13 protein-coding genes and 1 pseudogene are annotated in these 11738 nt (G+C 59.9%); 4 read left to right on the top strand and 10 right to left on the bottom strand.

Annotated elements, in window-relative coordinates; genetic code table 11:
- Positions 1-32 precede the first annotated feature (32 nt).
- Both macA and ACYYKW_RS18795 read left to right on the top strand, forming a co-directional pair.
- Positions 33-1181, top strand: coding sequence for a macrolide transporter subunit MacA (gene macA / locus ACYYKW_RS18800; RefSeq protein ID WP_464990810.1), 1149 nt, complete (start codon positions 33-35; stop codon positions 1179-1181).
- A 2-nt stretch (positions 1182-1183) separates the two neighbouring features.
- The gene (locus ACYYKW_RS18795) at positions 1184-3142 is read left to right on the top strand and encodes a MacB family efflux pump subunit (protein ID WP_464990809.1); all 1959 of its coding nucleotides are present in this window, start codon (positions 1184-1186) and stop codon (positions 3140-3142) included.
- Between the two features lie 10 nt (positions 3143-3152).
- On the opposite strand, the gene ACYYKW_RS18790 is transcribed toward ACYYKW_RS18795, so the two are convergent.
- The 9 genes and pseudogenes from ACYYKW_RS18790 to ACYYKW_RS18750 form a co-directional block, all read right to left on the bottom strand.
- Complete coding sequence (locus tag ACYYKW_RS18790) at positions 3153-3881, bottom strand: helix-turn-helix transcriptional regulator (protein ID WP_464990808.1); 729 nt, start codon at positions 3879-3881, stop codon at positions 3153-3155.
- A 239-nt stretch (positions 3882-4120) separates the two neighbouring features.
- Positions 4121-4525, bottom strand: a complete 405-nt coding sequence (locus tag ACYYKW_RS18785; RefSeq protein ID WP_464990807.1) for a hypothetical protein — start codon at positions 4523-4525, stop codon at positions 4121-4123.
- Complete coding sequence (locus tag ACYYKW_RS18780; protein ID WP_464990806.1) at positions 4522-4785, bottom strand: hypothetical protein; 264 nt, start codon at positions 4783-4785, stop codon at positions 4522-4524. The genes ACYYKW_RS18785 and ACYYKW_RS18780 overlap by 4 nt, the downstream gene beginning before the upstream one ends.
- Before the next feature lie 187 nt (positions 4786-4972).
- On the bottom strand, positions 4973-5452 hold the full coding sequence (locus tag ACYYKW_RS18775) for a copper chaperone PCu(A)C (protein ID WP_206416198.1): 480 nt from the start codon (positions 5450-5452) through the stop codon (positions 4973-4975).
- Positions 5452-6057 (bottom strand): SCO family protein, encoded by a 606-nt coding sequence (locus ACYYKW_RS18770; protein WP_090284058.1) that lies wholly within the window; start codon positions 6055-6057, stop codon positions 5452-5454. Before ACYYKW_RS18770 ends, ACYYKW_RS18775 begins: the two co-directional genes overlap by 1 nt.
- 194 nt (positions 6058-6251) lie before the next feature.
- A complete protein-coding gene (locus tag ACYYKW_RS18765) occupies positions 6252-6803 on the bottom strand; it encodes an ATP-dependent Clp protease proteolytic subunit (RefSeq protein WP_093100927.1) in 552 nt (183 codons plus the stop codon).
- Positions 6804-6868: 65 nt separating this feature from the next.
- Positions 6869-7132, bottom strand: coding sequence for a hypothetical protein (locus ACYYKW_RS18760; RefSeq protein WP_464990805.1), 264 nt, complete (start codon positions 7130-7132; stop codon positions 6869-6871).
- A 49-nt stretch (positions 7133-7181) separates the two neighbouring features.
- A pseudogene (locus ACYYKW_RS18755) lies at positions 7182-7277 on the bottom strand (con-10 family general stress protein); the annotation flags it as partial.
- Between the two features lie 197 nt (positions 7278-7474).
- Positions 7475-8146, bottom strand: coding sequence for a polysaccharide lyase family 7 protein (locus ACYYKW_RS18750; RefSeq protein WP_464990804.1), 672 nt, complete (start codon positions 8144-8146; stop codon positions 7475-7477).
- Between the two features lie 246 nt (positions 8147-8392).
- Between ACYYKW_RS18750 and ycaC the strand changes: the two genes are divergently transcribed.
- Positions 8393-9025, top strand: a complete 633-nt coding sequence (ycaC, locus tag ACYYKW_RS18745; RefSeq protein ID WP_093100931.1) for an isochorismate family cysteine hydrolase YcaC — start codon at positions 8393-8395, stop codon at positions 9023-9025.
- A 70-nt stretch (positions 9026-9095) separates the two neighbouring features.
- Here the strand turns inward: ycaC and ACYYKW_RS18740 are convergent, their stop codons facing one another.
- A complete protein-coding gene (locus ACYYKW_RS18740; protein ID WP_464990803.1) occupies positions 9096-10301 on the bottom strand; it encodes an MFS transporter in 1206 nt (401 codons plus the stop codon).
- 169 nt (positions 10302-10470) lie between these two features.
- Between ACYYKW_RS18740 and ACYYKW_RS18735 the strand changes: the two genes are divergently transcribed.
- Entirely contained in the window at positions 10471-11421 is a 951-nt protein-coding gene (locus ACYYKW_RS18735) for an AraC family transcriptional regulator (protein WP_464990802.1), read from the top strand.
- The last annotated feature ends 317 nt before the right edge of the window (positions 11422-11738 follow it).

Below are 11738 nucleotides of genomic sequence, written 5' to 3'. Positions count from 1 at the left end.
GGCTCAACCCTGAACGGATTTGTGGTTTATTTATGGAAAAGTCGAAGTTGCGCAAAGTCGCTTTGGGTGTAGCGCTGGCGGCGGTCGCCGGCTTGTTGCTGTACGCGGTACAGGCGCCGGCGCAAGCGCCGCAGTACCTGACGGCCACGGTGGAACGCGGTGACATCGAGAACGCGGTGCTCGCCACCGGGTTGCTCGAGGGCATCAAGCAGGTCGATGTCGGCGCGCAGGTGTCGGGGCAATTGAAGTCGCTCAAGGTCAAGGTGGGCGACAAGGTGAAGAAGGGCCAGTGGCTGGCGGAAATCGATCCACTGGTGTTGCAGAACACCCTGCGTCAGGCCCAGGTCGATGAAGAAAACCTGCAAGCGCAAAAACGTGCGACCCAGGCGCAACTGCGCCAGACCAAGGCCTTGTTCGAGCGTTACCGGAACTTGCAGGAAGACGCGTCGATCTCCCGCCAGGATTTCGAAACCGCGCAGTCGAATTACGAAGTGCAGCAGGCCAATCTGCTGTCACTGGAGGCGCAGATCAAGAGTGCGCATATCCAGATCGACACCGCCAAGGTCAACCTGGCCTATACACGGATCATTGCGCCCATCGACGGCGATGTGGTCGGCATCGTTACGCAGGAAGGGCAGACAGTGATCGCTAACCAGTTGGCGCCGATCCTGCTCAAGCTGGCCGATCTGGATACCATGACGGTCAAGGCGCAGGTGTCGGAAGCGGATGTGATTCACATCGCGCCGGGGCAGGAGGTGTATTTCACCATTCTGGGTGAAGACAAGCGTTATTACGGCAAGCTGCGCGGCACTGAGCCGGCACCGCAGAACTTCCTCGAAACCCCGCCGGCCGGCACGCCGAAGCAGAACACCGCGGTGTTCTACAACGCATTGTTCGAGGTGCCGAACCCGGATCATCGCTTGCGCATTTCCATGACCGCGCAGGTGCGCGTGGTGCTCGACACGGCGAAGTCAGTGCTCATGGTTCCAGTGGCGGCACTCGGCGCGCGCAACGGTGATGGCAGCTATCCGGTGCGTGTGCTCGATGCCAAGGGTCAGGCCCAGCCACGCACTGTGCAGGTCGGCATCAACAACAACGTCAAGGTGCAGATCAACGAAGGTCTGGTCGAAGGTGATCGCGTGGTGATCGGTGATCCGGTGTCCGCTGTGGCGGGGTCCTGATCATGGCCGACGCCCTGCTGCAACTGAGTGGCATCACCCGCAGCTTCATTGCTGGCGATCGTGAATTCCTGGCGCTGAAAGACATCGATCTGACGATACACGCCGGGGAAATGGTGGCGATCATCGGTGCGTCCGGCTCCGGCAAATCGACGCTGATGAACATCCTTGGCTGTCTCGATTACGCCACCGCCGGCAGTTACAGGATCAACGGCCGGGAAACCCGCGACCTCGATAGCGAGGCGCTGGCAGCACTGCGCCGCGACTACTTCGGTTTCATTTTCCAGCGCTATCACTTGCTGCCGCATCTGAGTGCCATGCACAACGTCGAGATCCCGGCGATATACGCCGGCACCCCGGAGCCGCAACGCCACGCCCGCGCCCGCGAGCTGTTGGCGCGGCTGGGGCTGGAACGGCACCTGACGCACCGACCAAGCCAGTTGTCTGGCGGCCAGCAGCAGCGCGTCAGTATTGCCCGCGCCTTGATGAACGGCGGTGAAGTGATCCTCGCCGATGAGCCAACCGGTGCCCTCGACACGACCAGCGGCAAGGAGGTCATGCACATTCTGCAGGAGCTGCACGCCGCCGGGCACACGGTGATTCTGGTGACCCACGACCCGAAAGTCGCGGCCAATGCCGAGCGCATCATCGAAGTCAGCGACGGCGAAATCCTCAGCGACCGGCGCAACGTGCCCGACAGCGAAGCCTCGGTGAGCGACGACCGGGCGGCGCCGCAAGCCACCGCAGCACGGCGTCTGGTCGCCAGCCTCGGGCTGTTCAAGGAAGCCTTCAACATGGCCTGGGTCGCGTTGATTTCGCACCGCATGCGCACCTTGCTGACCATGCTCGGCATCGTCATCGGCATCACTTCGGTGGTGTCCATTTCGGCGATCGGCGAGGGTGCCAAGCGCTATGTGCTCAAGGACATTCAGGCGATCGGCAGCAACACCATCGATATATATTCCGGGACCAGTTTCGGCGACAGCCGATCCGCCGCCATCGAAACCCTGGTGCCTGCCGATGTTGCGGCCCTCAATCAACTGTATTACGTCGACAGCGCGACACCGGTGGTGGGCCGCAATCTGCTGTTGCGTTACCGCAATATCGATGTCGATGCCCAGGTCAACGGCGTCAGCGATCTGTATTTTCAGGTGCGCGGGATAAAGATGGCGGCGGGCATTCATTTCAGCGAAAGCGATGCGCGGCGTCAGGCTCAGGTGGTGGTGATCGATCACAAGACCCGTCAGCGCCTGTTCGGCGAGCAGGTCGATCCGCTGGGGCAGGTAATCCTGATCGGTAATCTGCCGTGCACCGTGATCGGTGTCGCGGCGGAGAACAAGAACCTGTTTGCCGCGAGCAAGTCACTCAACGTCTGGGTGCCCTACGAAACCGCTGCCGGGCGCCTGCTCGGCCAGCGCTATCTGGACAGCATCAGCGTGCGCATCAAGGACGGCCAGCCGAGCAAAGTGGTGGAGGACAACGTCAACAAGTTGATGCTGCAGCGTCACGGCAGCAAGGATTTCTTCACCAACAACCTCGACAGCATCATGCAGACCGTGCAGAAAACCAGCCGCTCGCTGGCGTTGCTATTGTCACTGATTGCGGTGATTTCGCTGGTGGTCGGCGGCATCGGCGTGATGAACATCATGCTGGTTTCCGTGACCGAACGGACCCGCGAGATCGGCATTCGCATGGCGGTGGGCGCGCGCCAGTCGGACATTCGTCAGCAGTTTCTGGTGGAAGCGGTGATGGTCTGTCTGCTCGGTGGCGCCATCGGCATTTCCCTGTCGTATGCCATCGGCCATCTGTTCTCGGTGTTCATCAAGGAATGGGAGATGGTGTTTTCCATGGGCTCGGTGCTGACCGCAGTGTTCTGTTCGACCTTGATCGGCGTGGTGTTCGGCTTCGTGCCCGCGCGCAACGCTTCACGGCTGGACCCGATCGAAGCGCTGGCGCGGGATTGATCGCGCTGGGTCAGGGGGTGGGGGCTGCCGCGCTGTCCTGCGGCGAATACATCCACTTCATCAACGAATGCCGGCCGCTGATGCCCAGTTTGATCGCCGCGCGCTTGAGGTAGCTTTCCACGGTGTTGACCTTGAGCTGCAGCTGCGCGGCCAGTTCCGGCGCGGTGTGCCCGGCGAGCAGGCCGATGCACACCGCGCTTTCGCGGTTCGACAGCTTCAAACCCAGTTGCTGCAAGCGCTCGTTGAAGCGCAGGCGCAGGGTCTCCAGGCCGCTGGTTTCGGCGTTTGGTGCAAGCGTTTGCGAGTCGATCTCCAGCGGCTGCACGGCGTTGATGTGTTTTTCGACCATCGGCAGCAGTACCGGCGAGATGTCCTGCAGCAGGCTGCGTTCCTGGGCAGAAAAGCGTTCCGACTGATCGTTGCGGTACACCGAAATCACGTAACGGTAACCGTCCTTGCGCCGGGTCAGGTGCAATTGCGCAGCGTCGGCGACGGTTGGCGATGTCTCGGGCGGCGGCCGGTCGCTGTGTTCGCTGAACAGCGTGTCGGCGCGTAACGCCGCCTCCCTCGTCGGTTCGGGTTCGCAGCGCTGCGTCACCGGTTCGACACGCATCTGCCGGATATGCGTAGCGTCCACCGCCAGTTGCGTGCGAATCAGGTCATGCAGCATGCGCGGGAAATGGCGGCTGCCGGTGCTGGCAATGACCTTGCCGATGTGCGGAAACAGGTGTGAGTTCATGTCTTCATCCGTGAGTGGCATTGAGCGGCTCGTATCCTTGCAGTCCCGGCGTGAGCTCCCTGGCCGGTAAAATTTCCTGCAGGTTTGGATCCTATCCTAGTACAACGTTTCAACATGCGTTTAATCAAGCGCGAATGCGATAAGCACGCACTCAGGTTCGCGTGACGCAGCGAGAATGCAAAAGGGGACCGGCGGCCAGACAAAAGAAAGCCTGCGTTAACAGCAGGCTTTTTGCTTGGTCACTCGATGGGCTGCGTTCTGTAAGTCTTATATAGTTGCTGGATATCAGGATTGTCGAGATTCGCGTAGATGATCCCTTCCTTATCCAACCCGTCCAGCCCCTTTATACCGCCGATTACGCCGGGCCATTCGTCACGGCTGGAAATGCCTACCGCCAAATGGGGAACCAGCTCATTTCTGTCCTTCCCTGCCCAAGGGTAGAAACCGGAGAACAAGATTTCGTGGGTTTTGAGTACCGCTTTGTAATCGATAGGTCTTTTTTTCGCCAAGTGAGCAAGCGCGTCTTCGATACTGGCCTCGAAAGAAAGGTGTTCCGATTCTGTGACTTCAACAGAATCTTTCAACTTGAGCGAGTTTCGAAGGTAGCCTTCAGTGTCGAAGTCGCCAAAGGGGTCGAACGTCATGCGCTGAGTTGCTCTTTCGAACGCCGTTTTTCCTGGAGGTAACGTCCTTGCAAGACCATCATCTCTGCCTTGTTGAGGACACCCTTACGTTTCAGGTTCACCAGCAATTGCTCAATACCGTCCAACTCAACGGCATCTCCGGCGAGCCGCGTAATCGTCGCAGCCATGCAACTCAGACCGTCACGGTCGGCGCCGACCCTGTGCTTTTTAGCGAGTTTGCGGACTTCGTTCGCAACGCTGTCACTGGCTGATTCGGTCATTTTTTAACCCCTCATTTGCTCTGTCGGAGAATAGCATGGCGCTGTTAAGGCGGATAAACCGTCGAGCGTTTCGATTATCGTCAATGTGCTTTTACGATATTCACTGACGTGAAATTCCGGGTCGGCCATCAGACACAAAAAAGGGCAGCCTGATCAATCAAGCCGCCCCTTTCAGATCACTCGGCAATCAATGCATCTTGCTGTGATCGTGCCCTTGCATGTTGGTCAGCGCACGCACCGGCGCCTTCACCTCGAGGGTCTCTTTCTCGCCCTTGGCGTTTTCCACGGTCAGGGTCAGCGGCACGCTTTCGCCTTCCTTGAGCTGACCGGTCAGCCCCATCAACATCACGTGATAACCATTGGGATCAAACGCGACCGCTTTGCCCGCCGGCAGGTCGACCGATTTCACCGGGCCCATGCTCATGACGTCGTTCTTCATGGTCATTTCGTGGATCTGCACGTCTTTGGCGACTGGTGAAGCCACGCTGAGCAACTTGCTGTCGCTGTCAGCGGTCAGGGTCATGAACGCGCCGCTGGCGGTCTGGGTCGGCACGGTGGCGCGGACCCAAGCGTCGTCGACTGTGGTTTGCGCCGCGGCCTGAAAAGCCAGGCCCAGCAACGACAGACCCAGTACAGCGCGTTTGATGTGGTTCAAGACAGGACGCATCAGCAGACCTCCATAACAGTGAGCAAATCTTCCGTGCATTGTTCTGCCGAAAGCGATGTGGACAGCCCCAGGCGCAAACCGCCGTTGGAGTCGTAGACGTAACTGGTCGCGGTGTGCGAGATGGTGTAGGTGTCGCCGGCCGGAACCTTCTCGTAGAACACGTCGAATTCCTTGGCCGTGGCCTGGGTTTCCTCAAGCGTGCCGTACAGCGCGACGAAGGTCGGGTCGAAGGCTTTCATGTAGGCGTCGAGAATTTCAGGGGTGTCGCGCTCTGGATCGAGGGTGATGAAGATCACCTGCAAGCGATCGCCGTCGGCGCCCATCAGCTTCTTGATCTTCGCCGCGCGGGCGAGGGTGGTCGGGCACACGGCCGGGCACTGGGTGAAACCGAAGAACACCATCGGCATCATGCCGCGAAAGCTCGACAGCGTCATGGTTTCGCCGTCGGTGTTCTTCAGTTTGAAGGTGCGCCCCATGATCTTGTTACTCAGATCCTTGCCGTACTTGTACGACAGTTGGCCGCGGGTGTCGCAGCCGGCGAGCAGGCCCAGCCCGAGCACGCCCATTCCCGCAAGTACCTTGCGGCGAGTCAACAAAGCCGTCATCTAATACCGCCTTTTGCAGCCCGTCAGTCGACAGGACTGGCGGGGGGTTAACCGTAAAAGCGGCGCATGATACCAAACTGCAGGCAGGCGCCGGCCACGGATCGCTGGATGGTGCGGGATAGCGCCATAAAAGGTGTAAGAAAAGATGACCTCGCTGGTTCGAAGGGCAGGGCTGAAGGGCAACTGCGGGGCCGTCAGCCGTGAATGATCGAATTCACTGATTCGGCCGTAATCACCGGCGCCTCGATCGCGTCGATCAAGCCACACAGCATGGCCTGCGAAGGGTCGATGATGCGCGGGGCCGCCGTCAGGTATTTCTCGGTCTCCAGCGTTTCCCGGGCACCTTCCGTGCGTTCGGCGACGATGCGCGCATACAGGTACAAGTCGTAATCCAGGCTCATGGCGTATTCCGACATGCGCGAATGATCGACCGCGCCCTGCAAATGCCAGTGGAAAGGGTGGAAGAGAAACTTGCTGTGGGTACACGCCGAGCGGCGCTCGCCGGCAAGAAACACGATGTTGCCCATCGACTCGACCGTGCCCAGATTGTGCGTGTGCACCGGAATCGGCAGCGACAAGAGAAAGTTGTACATGGTGAAACCGTAACTGCATTCGCCACCCATCGTGGCGATGTTAACAATCAGCTTCGAGGCTTTTTGTTGTACGGCGACGGAGGCTTTGTCGATCAATTGGCCGCAGGTGGAGGCGTTGATCGGCCCCGTGAAATTGATGACGTGAACGGGCATGAGTCACCTCGCTGTTTAATGGCGTTTTGACGATGCGGGTCAACAGACTGCTTTGACTGGCTTGCTCAGTAACCGCGCTCGCAAACAGGTCGGGTGTGCGTCGCCCCGCACTGGCGCTCGGCCTGAGCGGCGCCTTGCAGGCGCTCGTAGCAACTGCGCGACGCCACCGCGGGAACAGGGCGCGGCGGCTCTGGCGCGCTGACAGATTGTTGAGGCTGATCCTCTGCCACTGTCAGGCCTGGAGGAGAGCTTAGCTCCATTTCGTGGGCAGGCTCTTCAGCCTTTTCCATTTGCATGGCGCAGTGGTGATTTTCGACAGGCGCTTTCATGGCAGACCTCAATATGAAAGGGGCAGCGAGGCCGCCCCCGAACTGGCGCTTACGACTTGCGTCCGCCGCCATGGCTCTGTTGCCCGCCCTTACGGCCGGCTTCCGAGGCTTTTTCGCGGTCGTTGGCAAAGTTGCCGCCATTGCCGCTGCCCGACGAGCCTTTTTTATCGCTGGTGGAGGTCTTGTTATTGCCCTGATTCTTATTACCGGTAGTCATGATGGTTCTCCGACAACAGTGAGGGTTAACTTGCAGTCCGTTAACGCAACGGACACTAATTCCGATAACGCCAAAGCGTGAATCGTTTTGATTGTTTTACAGTTGCCCGATAAGCGGTCGAACGATCAATGGCTGATCAACAAGTCGTGGATCAGACAGACCGAGCCATCGGTGGCAGCCGTGGTCGCGCTGTAATCGATCTGGTTGTAGACACCGCCATGAAAGTTGAAACGCTGGCTGGCCCAACTGCTGTCCATTTGCTGCGGCGGCGCCGAGGCGGTCACGCCATTGCAGGTCACCAGCACGTTGACCAGCCCTGCTGCGCTGACGTTGATCTCGACCGTGAAGGGCACGTTGAGGCCAATATTGCTGGCGATCGTGCTGTTGACCGGGTCGGGCTGGTTGAAGCTCTGGCGAAAGCCCCAGGTGATTTTGTTCTTGTTCCAGAACACCTTGATCGCCGGGCTGTCGTTGTCCTTGACGTGCATCTGCGCAATCACCACTTTTTGCGCGGAGTTGACTTGTGTGAGCGTCATGCGTTGGCGATTGACGTGTAGCGCCGCACTTTCCAGCGTCCAGTACACCGGCTCTTTCCATTCGCAGCGCGTGCGATGAGTGCTTTTGCTAGAGGCGCCAAGGGTTGGTGCGCTGAAACGGATGCTGCCATCGGGCTGGCGGCTGATGACTTCAGGAAAACGCAACAACGCCTCATCGCCCATCAACTCCAGTGCGACCGGGTTGGTGGGCGAAGTGGCGACAGGCGTGGTGATACGCAAACGGCTGATATCGACAGGCATAAATACCTCCACAATCTCGGACAGATGAAGTGGGTAAGTTGCAAGACGAGTGATGCCGGGTGCATCGATGTGTTCCATGAACTTAACAGTGCGTGGACTAATGGCATTGATCAGCGGGTGTGGATTGTCTCGTTTGAGTGGACGGTGAAACGCCTTTCAGCCGATTTATCCCTTTTCGATGGGTCAGTAATCTGTACCCAACTTGAACGCAACAACAAACTTCAAACTTGAAAAGGGATGCCCACCATGACCACTCCAACCTACAACCGCCTGAACAAAGACGACGCCATCGTGCTGCTGGTTGACCACCAGACCGGTCTGATTTCGTTGGTGCAGGACTTCTCGCCCAACGAGTTCAAGAACAATGTGCTGGCCCTGGCCGATTTGGCGAAGTTCTTCGAACTGCCGACCATTCTCACCACCAGCTTCGAACAAGGCCCGAACGGCCCGCTGGTCCCGGAACTGAAAGAGATGTTCCCGAACGCGCCGTACATCGCTCGCCCGGGCCAGATCAACGCCTGGGACAACGAAGACTTCGTCAAAGCGATCAAGGCCACCGGCCGCAAGCAAATCATCATTGCCGGTGTGGTCACCGATGTTTGCGTAGCGTTCCCGACCCTGTCGGCACTGGCGGAAGGTTTTGATGTGTTCGTGGTCACCGACGCTTCGGGCACCTTCAACACCACCGTGCAACAAGCCGCATGGAGCCGCATGACCCAGGCTGGCGCACAAATGATGAACTGGTTCTCGGTGGCCTGTGAGCTGCACCGCGACTGGCGCAACGACATCGAAGGCCTCGGTAACCTGCTGTCACAGCGTATTCCCAACTACCGCAACCTGATGAACAGCTATACGGCGCTGACTGCACAGCAAAAGTAATTGGTATGGCTACACAACAAAGCCCGCTTTGAAAGCGGGCTTTTGTCGTTTGAGGATTCGGGACGACGAGTCAGGTCAGGCTCATCGATGGCTGCGGCACCCGTGACGCCGCTCGCGCCGCGAGCAACGCCAGCACCGCCGCAACGACGAGCAGCCCGGCGCTGGATTCGAACGTCGCGCGATAGCCGCTCATGTCAAACAGCACGCCGCCGACAATCGCACCCGAGGCGATAGCGAACTGCACCACCGCGACCATCAGACCGCCGCCCGCTTCGGCGGCATCCGGCAGGGTTCGCGCCAGCCATGTCCACCAGCCCACCGGCGCCGCCGTCGCCACCAGACCCCACAACCCGAGCAGCACCGCTGTAACGACGGTTGAACCACCAAAGGCAATGAGCGCCATCGCTATCACGGCCATCAACAGCGGAATGACGATCAGCGTGCGATGCAGGCTTTTTTTCACAAACCCTTCGATCAGGAAAGTCCCGGCCAGCCCGGCCGCGCCAAGGCCGAGCAACATCAACGAGAGCACCGAGACGTTGACCTGAGTGACTGTTTCAAGGAACGGCCGCAGATAGGTAAACAGCATGAACTGGCCCATGAAAAACACACTGACCGCGAGCATGCCCAACGCCACCGGCGGGCGTTTGAGCAAGCGCAAGACATTGCCGGAAGCGGCGCCACCAGCGGCTTTCATCGACGGCAGACTGAACATCAGCCAGGCCCCGGCCAGCAGCGCGATCGGTACCACACAGAAAAACGCACCGCGCCAGCCGATCAACGCGCCGAGAAAACTGCCCAGCGGCGCGGCAATCACGGTCGCCAGCGCATTGCCGCCGTTGACGATCGCCATCGCCCGCGTGACCTGTTCATCCGGCACCAGGCGCATGGCCGTCGCTGCCGACAGCGACCAGAAGCCACCAATCGCCACACCGATCAGTGCGCGACCGAGCATGAACACCGTGTAGTTCGGTGCGAACGCGACCACAGTCCCGGAGACGATCATCAACCCGGTCAGCGACAGCAGCAGCGGCTTGCGATCAACTCTTGCGGCCAGCAACGGAATCAGCAGGCTGGTGAGCAGGGCAAACAGCCCCGACACGGAAATGCCCTGGCCGGCCTGGCCTTCGCTGATGTGCAGGTCGCTGGCGATCGGCGTCAGCAGGCTGACCGGCATGAACTCCGAGGCCACCAATACGAAGGCAGCAAGCGACATGGCGAATACCGCGCCCCATGAGGCGTGCGGTTGCGGCGGGGTGGGTATGGTCGCGGTCATTGTTTGAATCCTGTGTTGCGCAAAACGCCCATTGTCCCGGCCAGGCGCGCACGGCTGTAGCGCGATTCGCTGGATTTCTTGCCTGATCCGCTGAGTCGCGCCATTGGCGCGGGACGCTCGCGCGCCGGCACGCTAAAGTTCAGCGCAGAGCTAACGGAACCCTATGACCATGACACTTTCCCCCTATTTATCGCTGCAAGCCGAGCTAGCGCAGACCATCGGCGCCCATGCCGAGGTGCCGGGCGATTTCCCCACGGCGATTGCCGGGCTCGGTTTTTTCCGCCGCGAGCAACCCTCGTCGCCGCTGGTGTGCATGGTCGAACCCAGCGTGATTCTGGTGGCGCAGGGTGAGAAAAAACTGTGGGTGGGCGGCGAAGGTTTCCTGTACGACACCTCACGATTCCTGCTGACCTCACTGGACCTGCCAGCCAATTCCGAAGTGTTGCAGGCCAGCCCCGAGCGGCCCTGCCTGGGCCTATCGTTCAAGCTCGATGTGCAAATGCTTGCCGAGCTGGCCGCGCACAGTGAGCCACCGTCATACCGCGACGGCGCCGAGCGCAAGAGCGTCGGTATCGGCTCCGTCACCCAGCCGATGCTGCTGGCGTTCCAGCGCTTGCTCGCACTGCTCGATGAGCCGGAGGCAATCCCGGTGCTGGCGCCGTTGATCCAGCGCGAGATCCACTTTCGCCTGCTGCAAAGCGATCAGGCGCTGCGCCTGCGTAAGATCACTGCGGTCGACGGCCAAGGCTACCGCATCGCCAAAGCCATCGACTGGCTGAAAATCAACTACACCTCACCGTTGCGAGTCGAGGAACTGGCCGCGCGGGTGCAGATGAGCGCGCCGACCTTCCACCATCATTTCCGCCAACTGACGACGATGAGCCCGCTGCAATATCAGAAGTGGCTACGCCTGACCGAAGCGCGGCGGCTGATGCTCAACGAACAGCAGGATGCCTCCAGCGCTGCCTTCAAGGTCGGCTACGAAAGCCCGTCGCAGTTCAGCCGCGAATACAGCCGACTGTTCGGCGCCGCGCCCAAGCGCGACATCGTCGCATTGCGTGGGCAGCGCCATCCGGGCGACGAGCGCCAGAACGCGAAAATCAAAAGCCCCTCACCCTAGCCCTCTCCCGGAGGGAGAGGGGACTGACCGCGGTGGATGTGAGAGATACGCCGACTGAGATACCGAGCCGGACTCGGATTCTGAAAAGCCCAAAGATCGGCTCCCTCTCCCTCCGGGAGAGGGCTGGGGTGAGGGGCGAATCCACTGAAGATTTCAAGCCATGCGACGCTTCTCACCACTCAACAATGAGCGCCAGCTCGAGTGCCCTTGATCTTGCGTAACCAGCGACATCGGAAGGCTGAGTGGAGGGATTGATCCGGGCGTGGGAGCGCAGCGACCGTACGACGAAGTCGTACACAGCGGAAGTAGGTGCAGCG

It is taken from the genome of Pseudomonas sp. 15C (assembly GCF_055484735.1).
Note: the sequence above shows the minus strand (reverse complement) of the source record. Positions and strands in the feature narration are given on the sequence as shown.

What these genes read in the sequence shown, in the direction of transcription:
- macA (WP_464990810.1), top strand. Translation starts at nt 33, where the DNA reads ATGGAAAAGTCGAAGTTGCGCAAAGTCGCTTTGGGTGTAGCGCTGGCG.
- ycaC (WP_093100931.1), top strand. Translation starts at nt 8,393, where the DNA reads ATGACCACTCCAACCTACAACCGCCTGAACAAAGACGACGCCATCGTG.
- ACYYKW_RS18785 (WP_464990807.1), bottom strand. Translation starts at nt 4,525, where the DNA reads ATGACGTTCGACCCCTTTGGCGACTTCGACACTGAAGGCTACCTTCGA.
- ACYYKW_RS18740 (WP_464990803.1), bottom strand. Translation starts at nt 10,301, where the DNA reads ATGACCGCGACCATACCCACCCCGCCGCAACCGCACGCCTCATGGGGC.
- ACYYKW_RS18775 (WP_206416198.1), bottom strand. Translation starts at nt 5,452, where the DNA reads ATGCGTCCTGTCTTGAACCACATCAAACGCGCTGTACTGGGTCTGTCG.
- ACYYKW_RS18735 (WP_464990802.1), top strand. Translation starts at nt 10,471, where the DNA reads ATGACACTTTCCCCCTATTTATCGCTGCAAGCCGAGCTAGCGCAGACC.
- ACYYKW_RS18795 (WP_464990809.1), top strand. Translation starts at nt 1,184, where the DNA reads ATGGCCGACGCCCTGCTGCAACTGAGTGGCATCACCCGCAGCTTCATT.
- ACYYKW_RS18760 (WP_464990805.1), bottom strand. Translation starts at nt 7,132, where the DNA reads ATGAAAGCGCCTGTCGAAAATCACCACTGCGCCATGCAAATGGAAAAG.
- ACYYKW_RS18770 (WP_090284058.1), bottom strand. Translation starts at nt 6,057, where the DNA reads ATGACGGCTTTGTTGACTCGCCGCAAGGTACTTGCGGGAATGGGCGTG.
- ACYYKW_RS18765 (WP_093100927.1), bottom strand. Translation starts at nt 6,803, where the DNA reads ATGCCCGTTCACGTCATCAATTTCACGGGGCCGATCAACGCCTCCACC.
- ACYYKW_RS18790 (WP_464990808.1), bottom strand. Translation starts at nt 3,881, where the DNA reads ATGAACTCACACCTGTTTCCGCACATCGGCAAGGTCATTGCCAGCACC.
- ACYYKW_RS18780 (WP_464990806.1), bottom strand. Translation starts at nt 4,785, where the DNA reads ATGACCGAATCAGCCAGTGACAGCGTTGCGAACGAAGTCCGCAAACTC.
- ACYYKW_RS18750 (WP_464990804.1), bottom strand. Translation starts at nt 8,146, where the DNA reads ATGCCTGTCGATATCAGCCGTTTGCGTATCACCACGCCTGTCGCCACT.